General features: G+C 63.9%; 13 protein-coding genes. 8 read left to right on the top strand and 5 right to left on the bottom strand.

Going from position 1 to position 15,142, the window contains the following annotated elements; genetic code table 11:
* The first annotated feature begins 175 nt into the window (after positions 1-175).
* Positions 176-502: a Grx4 family monothiol glutaredoxin gene (grxD, locus tag BLR77_RS24340; RefSeq protein ID WP_074682640.1), complete on the top strand. Its 327-nt coding sequence runs from the start codon at positions 176-178 to the stop codon at positions 500-502.
* Positions 503-595: 93 nt separating this feature from the next.
* Here the strand turns inward: grxD and BLR77_RS24345 are convergent, their stop codons facing one another.
* From BLR77_RS24345 to BLR77_RS24355, 3 genes are read right to left on the bottom strand one after another with little or no spacing between them, the layout of a single operon-like run.
* A complete protein-coding gene (locus tag BLR77_RS24345) occupies positions 596-934 on the bottom strand; it encodes a YdbL family probable chaperone protein (protein WP_059391169.1) in 339 nt (112 codons plus the stop codon).
* 11 nt (positions 935-945) lie between these two features.
* Complete coding sequence (locus tag BLR77_RS24350) at positions 946-1,137, bottom strand: YnbE family lipoprotein (RefSeq protein ID WP_074682642.1); 192 nt, start codon at positions 1,135-1,137, stop codon at positions 946-948.
* Between the two features lie 4 nt (positions 1,138-1,141).
* The gene (locus BLR77_RS24355) at positions 1,142-3,697 is read right to left on the bottom strand and encodes an intermembrane phospholipid transport YdbH family protein (RefSeq protein ID WP_074682644.1); all 2,556 of its coding nucleotides are present in this window, start codon (positions 3,695-3,697) and stop codon (positions 1,142-1,144) included.
* 132 nt (positions 3,698-3,829) lie between these two features.
* On the opposite strand from BLR77_RS24355, the gene BLR77_RS24360 reads away from it, so the two are divergent.
* From BLR77_RS24360 to rmuC, 4 genes are all read left to right on the top strand, one after another.
* Positions 3,830-4,201, top strand: coding sequence for an XRE family transcriptional regulator (locus tag BLR77_RS24360; RefSeq protein ID WP_037003152.1), 372 nt, complete (start codon positions 3,830-3,832; stop codon positions 4,199-4,201).
* Positions 4,202-4,438: 237 nt separating this feature from the next.
* Complete coding sequence (locus tag BLR77_RS24365; RefSeq protein WP_074682646.1) at positions 4,439-5,191, top strand: RES family NAD+ phosphorylase; 753 nt, start codon at positions 4,439-4,441, stop codon at positions 5,189-5,191.
* A gap of 436 nt (positions 5,192-5,627) precedes the next feature.
* Positions 5,628-5,879 (top strand): SEL1-like repeat protein, encoded by a 252-nt coding sequence (locus BLR77_RS24370; RefSeq protein ID WP_074682648.1) that lies wholly within the window; start codon positions 5,628-5,630, stop codon positions 5,877-5,879.
* A 66-nt stretch (positions 5,880-5,945) separates the two neighbouring features.
* On the top strand, positions 5,946-7,421 hold the full coding sequence (gene rmuC / locus BLR77_RS24375) for a DNA recombination protein RmuC (RefSeq protein ID WP_074682650.1): 1,476 nt from the start codon (positions 5,946-5,948) through the stop codon (positions 7,419-7,421).
* A gap of 43 nt (positions 7,422-7,464) precedes the next feature.
* Here rmuC and BLR77_RS24380 read toward each other — a convergent pair whose 3' ends face one another.
* Positions 7,465-8,397: an alpha/beta fold hydrolase gene (locus BLR77_RS24380; RefSeq protein WP_074682652.1), complete on the bottom strand. Its 933-nt coding sequence runs from the start codon at positions 8,395-8,397 to the stop codon at positions 7,465-7,467.
* A 291-nt stretch (positions 8,398-8,688) separates the two neighbouring features.
* Between BLR77_RS24380 and BLR77_RS24385 the strand changes: the two genes are divergently transcribed.
* Positions 8,689-9,501, top strand: a complete 813-nt coding sequence (locus BLR77_RS24385; protein WP_074682654.1) for a MerR family transcriptional regulator — start codon at positions 8,689-8,691, stop codon at positions 9,499-9,501.
* 61 nt (positions 9,502-9,562) lie between these two features.
* On the opposite strand, the gene BLR77_RS24390 is transcribed toward BLR77_RS24385, so the two are convergent.
* On the bottom strand, positions 9,563-13,051 hold the full coding sequence (locus BLR77_RS24390; RefSeq protein WP_074682656.1) for a hybrid sensor histidine kinase/response regulator: 3,489 nt from the start codon (positions 13,049-13,051) through the stop codon (positions 9,563-9,565).
* A gap of 204 nt (positions 13,052-13,255) precedes the next feature.
* Here BLR77_RS24390 and BLR77_RS24395 point away from each other — a divergent pair, with 204 nt between their 5' ends.
* Positions 13,256-13,825, top strand: coding sequence for a GNAT family N-acetyltransferase (locus tag BLR77_RS24395; protein WP_074682658.1), 570 nt, complete (start codon positions 13,256-13,258; stop codon positions 13,823-13,825).
* Positions 13,826-13,830: 5 nt separating this feature from the next.
* Positions 13,831-14,658, top strand: a complete 828-nt coding sequence (locus BLR77_RS24400; protein ID WP_074682660.1) for a helix-turn-helix transcriptional regulator — start codon at positions 13,831-13,833, stop codon at positions 14,656-14,658.
* Positions 14,659-15,142 lie beyond the last annotated feature (484 nt).

The raw sequence follows: 15,142 nt of genomic DNA on the forward strand, positions 1-15,142 counted from the left end.
AACACGCCATGTAGGGGAAAGACCCAAGAGCTTCGCCCCGAGGCGGGGCTCCCACGGGGCCTCGCAAGACCGCGCAATGGATGCTCGGCAAGGCCGAGCATTATGCTCGGCTTTTCGCTACAATCGCGCCACCGTGGCGACCGTCGGGTCGCGAAGTCTATGCTGAGGTGCCCCCATGGATATCATCGAAACCATCAAAGAGCAGATCGCCAACAACACCGTTCTGCTGTACATGAAAGGCTCGCCCAACGCCCCGCAGTGTGGCTTCTCCGCCCGTGCTGCCCAGGTGGTGATGGGCTGCGGCGAGAAGTTCGCCTACGTCGACATCCTGCAGAACCCGGAAATCCGCGCCAACCTGCCGAAGTACGCCAACTGGCCGACCTTCCCGCAGCTGTGGGTGGGCGGTGAGCTGGTCGGCGGTAGCGATATCCTTACCGAGATGTACGAGAAGGGCGAGCTGCAGACCCTGATCAAGGATGCTGTTGGCAAAGCCGACGCCTGATCGCTGCTCGCGCAAAAAAGAACCCGCCTAGGCGGGTTCTTTCGTTTCTACGGACGGGTGCGCCGTGCGCACCGGTTCTCTGGGGAGTGACTGCTATTTCTGCAGCCATTGGCCGTTCAACTGGATGAATTGCCCCTTGGGCGTGCGCTCGATGGCCTTCTTGCCGGCGATGGCTTCCACGTCGTTCAGGCTGATGCCATTGTCCTGCGCCACCTTCTGATACTCGGCGCGACGCGCCTGGTTGATCAGGCGAGCAATCTCGTCGGCCTGGCCGCCGGGCTTGACCACGCCCAGGTAGCCGTTGGGTTGCTCGCCGAGTTGGCCGCTGGCCTTGGCATCGCCCAGGGCACTCATGGCCTGGTTGAGGTTCAGTGCGTACGCCGGCAGGCTCAGGCTCAATGCCAGCAACAGGGTCGAAATGTATCGGATCATCGCGTTTCTCCTTAGAACAGACCGCTGCCTTCGCTAAATACACTGTCCAGCGCCTTGTCCACCTTGATGTAGATTTCGTGCTCGACCTTGACGTTCAGGTTGATGTTGATCGGTTCGTTCGGCATCGCCAGTTGTACCGTCGGGGTACAGGCCTGGCACAGCAGCCCCAGGCTCAGGACTGCGAGGAGGCGGTACTTGCGCATGGCGCTACTCCTTTGGTTCTTGGGGGACACGCTGGCGCATCCATTGCTGAATCCGTTGCTGGATGATGCCACTGACCTTGTCGGTCAGTTGCAGGCTGGCCAGCAAGGCCGGGATGTCTTCTTCCAGATTGATGTTGAAGTGGATGGGGCGGCCCTTCTCGATGGCCGGGTTCTGTCCATGCAGGCGCATGCCTAGCCGCAGTGTGCCGGACTGATCATAGTCGACGCTACTGCTGAGCAGATCGTAATGGAAGTCTTCCAGCGCGTCGGTGACCAGCTTCATACCTGGGTTGGTCTGGCCCATGGCGCGAATGCGCGGTGAATGAAAACGCAGTTGCCCACCCGGTGGCCTGGCTTCGATCAGGCCCTGTTCGATGCTGATGGCGCCACCCAGGCGCAGCGGCAGGGTGCCGTCGATCAGCCCGCTACCGGCCAGCCCTTCGGCCGGATAGACGCGAAACAGCTCCTGCAGATTCAGGCCATTGAGGCGCAGCTGGAGCAACTGGCTGGGTTGTTCCAGCGACCAGGTGGCAGGCGCCAGGCTCAGGCTGCCGCCCAGAATGCCCAGTTCCGCGCGCTGGTGGGTCAGGCTGCCCGCCAGTGGCCGTTGCAGACTGGCCTGGTAGCTGGCCTGCAACTGCAGAGGGCCGAGCTCGATGCCAGGGTCGAGCTGCTTGGCACTCAACTGAGGCAGGTCGAGGCGAAGTCGGTCGCCGCTCAGCTGCAGCCGCAGCTCGGCATCGAGACCGCTCAGGGTGGAGCGGTCGTAGATGCCGGCCAGGCCCTTGCCAGTCAGGCTGGCCTTGAGTTGCAGGGGCTTGCCGCTGGGCAGGTTGAGGCTGGCGTTGCCCTGAATACGGCCGTTCTCCAAGGTCATTAGCGGCGGCCAGTTGGCCAGGGTTTGCGCCAGTGGGTTGCCGGCGCGCAGGAACAGCTCGTCCAGGGTGGCATTCAGGTTCAGCGAGTTGCTCGTGTTGTTCGCACGCAGGGCCATGCTCAGGCCCGAATCGGCCAGCAGTGCACCGTCTAGGATCTGGCTGCCGGCGTCGGCGTTGACGCTTCCCTGCCATTGCCAGCCCTGGGCCTGCAATTGCGGATGGTGCAGGCGTTGGGTGCGCAGGCCCAGCGGGCCGGACAGGGTTGGTGCGCCCGGGGCACCGCTCAGGCTGATGCCAGCCAGCGTCGCTTGGGCTTGCTGCAGGTCCAGCTCGGCGCTGCGCAGGCGCTGGACCTCGAGACGGGACCTGTCGGCCAGGGTGAGCTGCACCTGCTGCTCCGTGACGCTGCCTGCGAGGTCAAGGTTCAGGCGCAGGTCATCGAGACGGCTGCCGGCCAGGTCCAGGCGTTTGCTGCGAGCCTCGAGCTGCAGGTGCCGAACTTCGAGTGCCCAGTCGGGGGATTGGCGCAGGCCCAGTTCGGCATCCGCCTGCAGTTCCAGCGGGCCTTGCCCGCTGAGGTTCAGCTGCAGGCCCAGCACCTCATTGGCATCGCCATCCAGTGGCGCGAGGTGCAACTGCAGTCGCTGCGGCCGCAGTCCACTCGGCAGCGACGTCAGCCAGGGGGCGTCCCGGGTGTCGAGCTGCAGATGGCCGTTCAAGCGGCGGGCCTGCCACCCGCCCAGGGTGTTGCGTAGATCGAGCGCCAGTTCACCGCTGACCAGGCCGACGCCGGGAAGCGGCCAGGGTTGCGGTAGCTGCGCATCGACCCGCAGCCATCCGGAGGTGGCCAGCAGTTCGCTGACCGTAGGGGGGGCCTGCGGCACCTGCAGTTGCCACTGGGCGTTCATGCCAGCCTGCTGGGGTGTGGCTGGCAGAGCGGCAGCGTCGAGCAGCGTCCATTCGCTCAGCCACTCGGCGAGCCAGGCCATATCCTGCAGCGCTGTAATCTCAAGTTCGCCGCTCCATTGCAGGGCATCGGCCTGAGCCTGCAGATCGCTATGCAGGGCGATTTGCGGCTGATCATCGAGATGCAGGTTCATCTGCAACTGTCGTGGGCTGTTCAGCTCGCTGCCCAGCCCCAGCAGTTGTACTTGCAACTGCGCCCTGTGCGCTGCGCGCAAAAGCTGCGTATGCAACTGCAAGGTATCGTCCAGAAGCCGTAGGTCGATGTCGCCCTGCAGTGTGCAGCGACCGCTGCTGCAGGGCAGTTGTGCGTGGACGTCGTACAGTTCGATGCGCCGTGGTAGCCAGGGCAGGGTATTGCTCAGGGTCTTCAGGAGTCCGGCCAGATCGCTGTCGCTCGCGCCTTCGGATTCTGCCTGCGCGGGCTGCCACGACAGGCGCAGGTCCTGCGCAACCAGGCGGTAGCGAGGCGCCTCACTGGCCAGCCAGTAGAGTTGCAGCGCGCCGCTTTGCACCTGCAGCTCGCCGCCACGGCGTTGTACCAGGCTTGCATCCTGGAGCTGCAGGCCGCGCCAGGAAAGGCTCAGTCGCTGCCAGTCCAGCTCGATGTGCTGCTCGTCGAGCAGTTGCTGCACGCGGTAGCCGACATAGCAGGCCAGTAGCGACAGCAGCGCCAGTATCGCTACGCAGATGCTCAGCCAGAAACGCCGGCGACTCATGAGTGTTCCTTGCTCGGTGCGGTCCATTGGACGGTACCCCATGCTCGGGTGAGTGCCAAGCGGCTTTCCGTGCTATTGTGTGTTTACAGCTTTTAATATTTATTTTGTTTGAAACGAGCAAAGGAGGATGTGATGAGTGCTGTGACTCGCTCTCAGCCCGATGCCGATGCGGTACTGGCCAAGGCCCTGCTCAATACCCGTGAGCAATTGGGGCTGACGCAGCAGGAGCTGGCCGATATCGTCGGCGTTCATCGCAGTGCCATCAGCCGCTGGAACGAGCAGGGTGGTTTGCGTCCGCAGAGTAAAACCGGCGAACTGGCCCTGTTGCTGATTCGCGCCTATCGCGCGCTGTTTGCACTGTTTGGCGGCAATCAGCAGGACATGCGCCATTTCCTGCGCACCGAGAACCGTCATCTGGCTGGCGTGCCGCTGCAGCAGATGAGTCAGGTGCAGGGGTTGGTACGCGTCGTCGAATACTTGGACGCCATTCGTGGCAAGGTCTGAGAGCCACTAACGTCTGCGGCCCAATCGGCCGGGTTGAGCGCTTGCCGCCAACTCACTGTTCTGGACGCTAGAAGGGCAGGGCGCAGTGAATTAAAATACTGTATAAAGATACAGTAAATCTGAACTCGAACCCTTGCTCGTCCACTTTGGCCAGTCGCAGGCTGTTACCAACTAGCGCCTTGCACGGCTCCAGTATCGCGACGTTTTGAGCAGGCTCTACCCTTGGGAGGTTTCGCCATGGATATCTGGCAACTATGCGAAGGCGAGCGACAGGTGCGGCCATTGCGCGGCAGGCTGCTGCGCATGGTGGAGAGCCAGGCGCAGGTCGCGACCCTGCAATTGGTGGATAACCTGGCCGAACAGGCCCTGCTCGAGGAACTGCTCGAGAGCAGCAAGCCGCCGCTGCCGGAGGCTGCCGAGCCACTGCACTATCTGCTCAAGACGCCGTTTCGTTATCCGCCGCTACGTTGGGGCTCGCGCTTCGGCACCGTGCACGAGCCCAGCTTGTTCTATGCGGCTATGCGGGTGGAAACGGCGATGGCCGAGGCCGCCTACTATCGTTTTGTCCTGTGGAACGGCATGACCGTTGCCCCACCCAGTGGCCGCATTCTCTCCGAGCATTCCACGTTCGAGGCGCGCTACCGCGTCGAGCGCGGTATCCAGTTGCAACAGCCGCCTTTCGATCAGCATGGCGCACTGTTGGCCCACCCCAGCGATTACAGCGCGCCTCAGCGCCTGGGTGCTGCGATGCGGGCGGCGGGCATCCAGGCTTTCGAGTACCGCTCGGCACGGTGCCCCAATGGCGGCAGCAACGTGGCGCTCTACGTGCCGGCAGCGTTCGCGGAAAAACGCCCGCGCAATCTCACGGCCTGGCTGTGCGAAACCACGGGCGAGTACGTGGCATTCAAACATGCGCAGACGCCGGATCAGCCGCGGCTGTTTCACTGGGAGCAGTTCCTGGTGCATGGGCAATTGCCGCACCCCGCGTAAGGCCTGCGCTGGCGCGTCAGATGCCCCGAAACAGAGCGCTGCGCGGATCTGTCGCAGGGAGTTGTGCACAATGCTGAAGCAGGCTGTCACATCACTGTCAGAAACGCCGCTAAACGCTTGATTTTTCGTGGTTGATTTTTAAGTCAATGAAAAATATGCATTTTTTTCATTGGTGAAAAAATCGTCAGTTTGACTGAGAGCCCCATGGCATCGGGCCTGGCACCTCTTTCGCCCAAGTTGTGCACGGAGTTATCCACAGCTTCTGTGGATTGTGAGGGGCTCTTTCATGGAGCCGAAATCCTTCCGCCAGGCAAGACTTTACCTTCGGGAAAAAAGGAGTAGAGTGGCGCGCCCCGGCAGCCACCCCCCTTTATTTATGCCTCGCGTTTTGCCTTCTTCATCCTCTGCAAGTCGTTCCGGTTCTTCGCATCTGCCCATGCGCGTTGCGCTATGGCTGCTCGATAGCCCGCGTCTGGGACAAACGCCGGGCGTCAAACGCATCGCCGGCAACCTGCTCAAGCAGCCCGCGCGCAAAGGCTGTGTGCAGGCGCAGAGCCGGTTGGGCCAACTGCTCTGCCGCGACTGCGGTAATACCCGCGATCGCCGAATCGGTTATGAACTGCTACGCCAGGCTGCCCGCGCGGGCGACCGCAGTGCTCAGCAGGAGCTGGAGCGTCTGTCGCGCTGATTGCGTGCTGGCCCCGTGTAGATCGCCGGCTGGGTATACTGCGCGGCGGTCAAACACGGAGCGTCTATGCCAATCGATCCCCTATCTCTTGCCATCGGCGCCGTCGTTGCGCTGGTTCCGTTGCTGGCTGGCCTATGGTCCTTGCAGCGCCGGCTGGCTCGCGAACAAGGCGAGCAGGCGCTGCTGCTGGAACGTCTGGAGTATGCGCAGCTGAGCCAGGCCGGCCTGCTGGCGCAGCTTGAGGCCTGTCGCGCCGAGTTGGCGGAAGTCAGCGAGATCAAGGTGGAACAGCAGACCGAGCTGGCCGGCTTGCGTCGTGAGAACGAGCTGCTGCAGCAGGAGCGGCAGATCGCCCGCGAAGCTGCGCAGTCCTGGAATCAGCAGCGCGAACGCAACGAAGCTGAATTGCGCCGCCTCACCGCCGAGCGTGCGGCGCTGGCTGCCGAGTTGCAGGAAAACCGCGACAACCAGCAGCAGCGCCTCGACGATCTGCAGGGCGCGCGCAACGAGCTGCGGGCCCAGTTCTCCGAGCTGGCGACGAAGATCTTCGATGAGCGCGAACAGCGTTTCGCGGAGACCAGCCAGCAACGCCTGGGCCAGTTGCTCGACCCACTCAAGGAACGCATCCAGGCGTTCGAGAAGCGCGTCGACGAGAGTTATCAACAAGAGGCGCGCGAGCGCTTTTCCCTGAGCAAGGAGTTGGAGCGTCTGCAGCAGCTCAATCAGCGCCTGGGCGATGAGGCGACCAATCTGACCCGCGCGCTCAAGGGGCAGAAGACCCAGGGCAACTGGGGCGAGTTGGTGTTGGAGCGGGTGCTGGAGCATGCCGGCCTGGAGAAGGGGCGCGAGTACCACACCCAGGTCAGCCTCAAGGGTGCCGGTGGTGAACGCTTTCAGCCTGACGTGCTGATCCGCCTGCCGGGCGACAGGCAGGTGATCGTCGATGCCAAGGTCAGCCTCAGCGCCTACCAGCAGTATGTCGCAGCTGTGGACGAGCCGATTCGTCAGCAGGCGCTCAAGCAACATCTGATCTCGCTGCGCAGCCACCTCAAGGGCCTCTCCGGCAAGGATTACCAGCGCCTTGAAGGTTTGCACAGCCTGGATTTCGTCCTGCTCTTCGTGCCCATCGAGGCGGCCTTCGCTGCGGCGTTGCAGGCCGAGCCGGATCTGTTCCAGGAAGCCTTCGAGCAGCAGGTGGTGATCGTCAGTCCGACCACCTTGCTGGCTACCCTGCGGGTGATCGACAGTCTCTGGCGCCAGGAGCGTCAGGGCCAGAATGCGCGCGAGATCGCCGAGCGCGCCGGCCAGCTGTACGACAAGTTCGTTGCCTTTGTCGCCGACCTGGACGAGATGGGCAGCCGTTTGCAGCAATTGGACAAGGCCTACGCCAGCGCGCGCAACAAGCTGGTGGACGGTCGCGGCAACCTCATTGGCCGTGTGGAAAACCTCAAGTTACTGGGCGCCCGCGCCAGCAAGAGCCTGCCGGGCGAGCTGCTCGAGCGATCTGCCGATCTGCCGGCACTGGACGAAATGGGCGAGTGACGGGGCCCTGCCGGCAATTGCAGGGGCGCTCGCTCAGGGGGCGTCATGGGCGGGCCTGTCGCAGCCGGGCCTGTTCCAATCGGCTCACGTAGTCGCGCAGCCAGCCGGCCAGGGTGGTGGGTTCGGCCAGCAATTGCCAATGGCCGGTGCGGATTTCACGGCGGGTCAGCAGTGGCGCCCAGTGCTGCAGATCATCGAACAGCTGCGGGCGCACGAAGCGGTCATTCAGCGGCACGATCAGTTGCACCGGCACGCGGCTGCTGCGCTTGCGCGGGCGCAGCAGCCGGCGCATGAAGTTGGCGCGATACAGCTGTACACCGCGCATACCATCGCTGCGCTGCGTAAGGCTCGGCGGCAGACCGCGTACGCCTTCGAGGCGGCGTAGCAGCCTGGGCCAGGCGCGATCCAGGCCCAGTCGCCAGCACAGTTCCGGTAGCAGCGGGATGTGGAAGAAGGCGATGTACCAGGAACTCAGCAACTGCCCCAGTGCCTGCAACAGACCGCCAGGTCGACGCAGGCTCAGGCGCTCGCGCATCCAGTGGCCGACATGGTCGAGGCAGGGACCGGAGATGCTGGTGTAGGACGCCAGCAGCGGCTGGATGCGCGGCTCGGTTACCGCTTCCCAGCTCTGGATCGAACCCCAGTCATGGGCGATCAGGTGCACCGGGCGATCCGCGCTGGTGGCCAGTACCACCGCTTCGAGATCGCGACCGAGTTGCTCCAGGCGGTAGTCGCGCAGGCGCTTCGGCACCTGGGAAGCACCGCAGCCACGCACGTCGTAAGCGACGATTCGGTAGTCGGCGGCCAACTCGCGGATCAGCGGCCGCCAGATCTCGTGGTTGTCCGGATAGCCATGCACCAGCAGCAGGGTCGGGGCGTCGGCTCTGTCCCAGATATAGGTGCGTAGGCGCAGGCCGTCGCTATCAACGTCCAGCTGTTGCGGCGGCAGGTCATGGGGCTGCAGCGGCGCGTTCATCGCAGCAGGCCGAGGGGGTGGGCGAGCAGGGACATGGCAGGCTCCAGGGCATGACGATTACATTTTCTGATGTAATGGTCATTGTTGTGCGGCGAATGGCTCTTGCCTAGCTGCCACGCAAATCTGGTCGGTTACGTGTTACGGCGTTACCTCGGCCATCTGCGCTGCTCTGTAATGGGCGCTGCGCGATGATCGGGGATTTTGCTCGGCGCCGGCACCCTGCAAGTCCAGCCCTTGGTTGGGGCGAGCGCAACGGTTGGCGGGGACTCAACGCGAGACTATGATCGGCGCATGACTGAGGTTTCCATGTTCTTCCAGCGCCTGCTTAGCAACGCCGCGCCCGAGGCTGCCGCGGCCGTCGCTGAATACACGGTCGACGAGCTGGCCCGGGCGGGGCAGACCACCGTGCGCAACGTACGTGCCTATCAGGACCGTGGCTTGTTGTCGCCACCGGAGCGGCGTGGACGTGTCGGCATCTACAGCGGCGAGCACCTGGCGCGTCTGCGTCTGATCAGCCAACTGCTGGAGCGCGGCTACAGCATTGCCAGCATCCGCGAACTGTTCGATGCCTGGGCGCAGGGCCGCGACCTGGCTCAGGTGCTTGGGCTCGATCAGGCCATTCGTGGTCCGGGCGAGCCGGAGCAGCCGGGGCGCCTGGAATTCGCCGAACTGCAGGCGATCTTCGGCGGCGACCTAGATGACGCGGTGCTCGAACGCGCCCAGGCCATGGGTCTGCTGCAGTTCGCCGGCGACCACCTAAGCGTGCCCAGCCCGCGCCTGTTCGCTGCGGGTGTCGAGCTGTACCGCGCCGGTATTCCCCTGCCGGCGCTATTCGACGAGCTGGAGTCGATTCGTCGGCACGTCGAGCAGATATCCACCGGTATCGTGCAGATGATCGTTGGCCATCTGGTCAATCCGCTGCTGCAGCGTTCGCTACCCCATGCCGATCAACTGGAAGGGCTGAGCGCCCAGCTGCTGCAGTTGCGTCCGCTGGTCGAGCAGGTGGTCGAGGCCGAGCTGGCGCGCGGCTTGCCGGTAGCGGCCAATCGCGAGCTGAGCGAGCGTGTGCACCATCTGCTGCAGGGGTTCCTGCAGCGTAGCTAGTGTCATGCCGTTGACGGAATGTCGGCTGCCCTGTGGCAAACCTTCGCTCGACAATCGGTCCTTAACCGCGCAACACCAGATGCCGACTGAGCAACGCACGCAGGGCGGCGGGCTTGACCGGTTTGGGCAGGTAGTCGAGGCCGGCGGCATGCACTTCGGCGACCAGTTCCGGGCGCCCGTCGGCGCTGATCACCACGCCGGGCACGGGCTCGCCCAGGCGCGTGCGTAGCCAGGCCATCAGCTCGGTGCCGGTCTCGCCTTCGTCAAGGTGGTAGTCGATCAGTGCCAGTTGCGGGCGCACGTCCTCGCTGAGCAGGTGTTCGCACTCCAGGCGATTGCGCGCCGTCCACACCTGACAGCCCCAGCGCGACAGCAGGCTGTACATTCCGGTGAGGATACTGTCCTCGTTGTCGATGCAGATTACCTGGATGCCCTGCAGCGGCTGGCCATCGATTGCCGACACGGCCGGGCCTTGCGGTTTCGGTGCCGGTTTTTTCGCCAGCGGCACGCTGACACTGAACACGCTGCCCTTGCCTGGCCAGGAGCGCACTTCCAGACGATGGGCGAGTACGCGGCAGAGGCCGTCGGCAATCGCCAGCCCCAGCCCCAGGCCCTTCTCGGCGCGCGTCTGATGACTGTCGAGGCGCTTGAACTCCTCGAAGATCACCTTGCGCTTGTCCTCGGGGATGCCCATGCCGCGGTCCCAGACTTCCAGGCGCAGCTGACTGCCCTCACGGCGCACGCCCAGCACCACGCGGCCCTTGGCGTAGCGGAAGGCGTTGGTTAGGAAGTTCTGCAGCACCCGGCGCAGCAGCTTGATGTCGCTGTCGATCCATTGCCGACTGCCGCGTACGCGCAGATCGATGCCCTGTTCGGCTGCCAGCACGCCGAACTCGGCGGCGAGGGTGTCGAACAGGTTGGCGAGGGCGAAGGGGTGACGATCCGGAGTGATTCGGCCGTTCTCCAGGCGCGAGATATCCAGCAGGTCGGTGATCAGGTCCTCGGCCGAACGCAACGAGCTGTCCAGATGCCGAACCAGCTCCTGGGCTTCGCCGGGCAGGGCGTCGTCCTGATGGGAAAGGGCGGCCGAGAACAGCCGAGCCGCATTGAGCGGTTGCATCAGGTCATGGCTGACCGCAGCGAGGAAGCGTGTCTTCGACTGGTTGGCAGCCTCGGCGTGGGCCTTGGCTTCGGTCAGTGCCTGGTTCAGTTTCGACAGTTCATGAGTTCGTTCGGCGACTCGTCGTTCGAGGCTTTCGTTGGCGTCCTTGAGGGCGCGCTCGGCTTCGCGGAACTCGGTGATGTCGGTGAAACTCATGACGAAACCGCCGCCCGGCATGGGGTTGCCGATCAGTTCGATCACCCGGCCGTTGGGGAACACCCGCTCATAGCTGTGCGCGGTGCCCTGGCGCATCCAGTACAGGCGCTTGGCGACGTTCTCTTCGAGGTCGCCGCCGCCGAGCATGCCGCGTTCGGCATTGAAGCGGATGATCTCGGCAATCGGCCGACCGACGTAGATCAGGCCTTCGGGGTACTCGAACAACTCCAGGTAACGGTGGTTCCAGGCCACCAGGCGCAGGTTCTGGTCGACCACGCTGATGCCCTGGGTAATGTTCTCGATCGCGCCCTGCAGCAGGGCACGGTTGAACTGCAGCACCTCGCTGGCTTCGTCGACGATGCGTACCACATCCTCGACCTGCATTTCGCGGCCTTCGATGGCGGCCTTGACCACCGCACGGGTCGAGGAGGCGCCAAGAACACCGGCGAGCAGACGTTCGGTGTGGGCGATCCACTCGCTGTTGGCCGGCTGGTTGGGATCGAAGTCCTTGCCTTTGCCCTGGCGCAGGGCGAAGCGGGTAAAACTCTGTTGCGCGCGTTCTTCGCCGACGAAACGGCTGGACAGCATCAGCAGGTCGGCCACCTGCACCGCCAGCAGGCTGCGGCTGCTGGGTTTGGTGCCCAGGTCATGGCCGATGAAGCGCCCGGCTTGCCAGTGCTCGGAAACCCGTGTGCGCGAGAACCAGGAGACCCAGGCAAACAACAGCATGTTGCCGGCCAGCGACAGCACCACGCCGCGCGTCAGCGGGTCGACCTGCAGGCCGATGGGGGCGTAGAGCAGGGTGGTGAGGCCGGGGAAGCTGTCCAGTGACCAGCCCATGCCGCGTGCCGCCAGCGGCAGGACCAGGGTGTAGAACCAGAGCATGGCGCCGAAGATCAGGCCGGCGAACACGCCGCGGCGATTGGCCTGCTTCCACACCAGTGCGCCGAACATGGCCGGTGCCAGCTGGCCAATGGCAGCGAACGAGACCTGGCCGATGGTGGCCAGGCTGGTGCCCTCGCCGAGCAGGCGATAGCAGACGTAGGCCAGCAGCAGAATCAGCACGATGCTGACCCGGCGCGCGGTGAGCATCCAGTGGCGGAAGGCCTCGAACGGCCGCTCGGTGCTCTGCCGGCGCAGCAGCCAGGGCAACAGCATGTCGTTGGAGATCATCGTCGACAGCGCTACCGAGGCGACGATCACCATGCCGGTGGCGGCCGAGGCGCCGCCGATGAAGGCCAGTACCGCCAGGCTTGGATGAGCTTCGGCCAACGGCAGGCTGATGACGAAGGAGTCCGGTGTCACGCCGGCTGGCAGTAGCATCTGCCCGGCCAGGGCGATAGGCACGACGAACAGTACGGCCAGCACCAGATAGGCCGGGAAGACCCAGCGTGCCAGGCGCAGGTCCTTGGGCTCGATGTTTTCCACCACGGTGACATGAAACTGCCGCGGCAGGCAGACGATGGCGATCATCGCCATGCCGGTCTGCACCAGCATGGCCGGCCAGTTCACCGCCTCGTTCCAGAAGTCGTCCAGCTCGGCAGTGTTGTGCGCCTGTTCCAGCAGGTCATTGAAACCGTTGTACAGGCCGAAGGTGACGAAGGCGCCCACGGCGAGGAAGGCCAGCAGCTTGACCAGCGATTCGAAGGCAATCGCCAGCACCATGCCTCGGTGGTGCTCGGTGACGTCGAGGTTGCGCGTGCCGAACAGAATGGTGAACAGCGCCAGGGCCAGCGACACGATCAGCGCCGTGTCCTGCGCGCTGGTGCCGGTATCCTGGGCATGCGCGCCGATCAGCAGGTTGACTCCGAGTACGATGCCCTTGAGCTGCAGTGCGATGTAGGGCAGCACGCCGACCAGGCAGATCAGCGCCACGACGATCGCCAGCGACTGCGACTTGCCGTAGCGCGCGGCGATGAAGTCGGCGATGGAGGTGATGTTCTCCTGCTTGCTGATCATCACCATTTTCTGCAGCACCCAGGGCATGGTCAGCAGCAGGATGATCGGGCCAAGGTAGATCGGCAGGAACGACCACAGCTGCTCGGCAGCCTGGCCGACGGCGCCGAAGAAGGTCCAGCTGGTGCAGTAAACGGCCAGCGACAGCGAATAGACCCAGGCCCGGATCTTCGGCGGCATGGGCGTGCTGCGGCGGTCGCCATAGAAGGCGATGGCGAAAAGAATGGCCATGTAGATCAGGGCGACCGCGGCGATCAACCCGGGGGACAGCGACATGCAGACTCCAAACGCACAGTGAAACGAAATGAGCCTGGCCGCCGAGGCGAGGCCGATGTTGATCAGTGTTGCACAAAGCCTCGGTCTGTCGGCTGCGACCAAGGTCGCAGCCAAGCAGGCGTGCTTTGCGACGGGACTCGATTGTGCAGCAGCGCTGGGGCTGATAGCTTGGTCGGTTTGCGACTCTGTCCGAGGAGGGACCCTATGTTCAAGCCGCAGCTGGTGACTTTGCAACGTGGCGCTCTGCGCCTGGAACCGCTCTCTGATGCGGATATTCCCGCTCTTGTTGCGTTGGCCGAGGTCAATCGCGAGGAGCTGCTGTACATGAGCGGCACCCAGCGACTGGACTGGTACCGCAGCGCCTTGGCCGATCTGCGCGAGCAGCGGGCACTGCCGTTCGTCATTCGCCTGGGTGACGAGTTGGTGGGCACCACACGCTTCGCCGACTTCATGAATACGCTGCCAGCTTGTGAAATCGGCTGGACCTGGCTCGACCACAACCAGCATGGCAGCGGGCTGAACACCAGCATCAAGTATTTGATGCTCAAGCATGCTTTCGAAAACTGGGGCATGGTTCGCGTGCAACTGAAAACCGCCGCCAGCAACCTGCGCTCGCAACGCGCCATCGAGAAGCTTGGCGCCGTTCGTGAAGGGTTGCTGCGCAACCATCGCCGTCTGGCCGACGGCCGTCTCGATGACACCGTGCTGTACAGCGTTACCGACCTGGAATGGCCGGCGCTGCGTGAGGTGCTGGAGGCGGGCTTCGGCGCCTGAGCCTGATGCACAGTCGCGAGCAGACCCGCTTCTGGCAAGCCTCCGCATTGAACGGGGTCGAGCTGTTGCAGGCGCGCTACCTCGAACAGCGTTTTGCGCCCCACGTGCATGAAGGCTTCGTGTTCACCGTGATCGAACATGGTGCCCAGCGCTTCCGTCATCGGGGCAGTGATCATCTGGCACCTCAGGGCAGCATGGTGCTGATCAACCCGGATGAAGTGCACACTGGCTCCAGGGCGCACGAAGACGGTTGGCGCTATCGCGGTTTCTACCCAGGCAACGCCCAGGTACTGGGGGCGCTGCAGGAACTGGGCCTGGCCAAGAGCGGCATGCCGTCGTTTGCCTTCAGCGTGCTGCATGATCCGCGTTTGCACGCGGCCTTTCTGCAATTGCACCAGTTGCTCGAGGACGGTGCCGAGGCGCTGCAGCAGCAACTGGCCTGGCGGGAGGCGATTCTGCTGTTGTTTCAGCGTCACGCGCGGCTCGCCGAACCGCCTGCGCCTGGGCGTGAGCCCTGGGCAGTGGCTTGCGCCAAGCAGATGCTCGCCGAACGCCTGATCGAGCCGCCCTCGCTGGAGGAGTTGGCGGTCGCGGTCAACCTCTCACCCTTTCATTTCGCTCGGGTGTTTCGCCGCGCGACCGGCTTGCCGCCGCATGCCTGGCTCAAGCAGCGGCGTCTGGAGCAGGCGCGGGCGTTGCTCAAAACGGGCTGCACAGCGGTCACCGTGGCAATGCAGCTGGGCTTCGCCGATCAGAGCCACCTGTCGCGACAGTTCAAGCAGGCCTATGGGGTGAGCCCTGGCGAATACCGCAGTGCGGTGGTACGCAACTGACAGCAGGTATAAAAAGATTCTTCGCATTTTCGCGGGGAGGATACGTTTGATACCGGACTGGCAATTACGTGTGAGCTGTCGATGACTTGGCACTCTCCATTAGCACGCCGCCTGGCCTGATGGGTTTCGCCCCTTACGGGCGACTCACTTTCTTTGCTTGTGCAAAGAAAGTAAGCAAAGAAACACACCCCTACATACGGCCCCGGCTGCGCCGGGGTTCCCTCGCTCCATCACCGCTACACGGGCACGCCGAGAAGGGCCATCCCTGGCCCATCACGGCTCTCGCGGCATCCATGCCGCTCAACCCCTTACACGGTGATTCCAATCGGCCTCCTGAAGGGGATTTGGGCGTCGTCTGTACCATCGCAGTTGAGGAGCAAAGGCAAAGGCCAGACGCCGCCAATTCCAATTCCGCAAAGATTACGCAAGCTCGCGACCTGGTCCCCTTCAGGAGGCCGAGTGGAGGTGTTGCGTAGGGGAGCGA

The organism is Ectopseudomonas alcaliphila, assembly GCF_900101755.1.
In the GTDB taxonomy this organism is placed as follows: domain Bacteria; phylum Pseudomonadota; class Gammaproteobacteria; order Pseudomonadales; family Pseudomonadaceae; genus Aquipseudomonas; species Aquipseudomonas alcaliphila.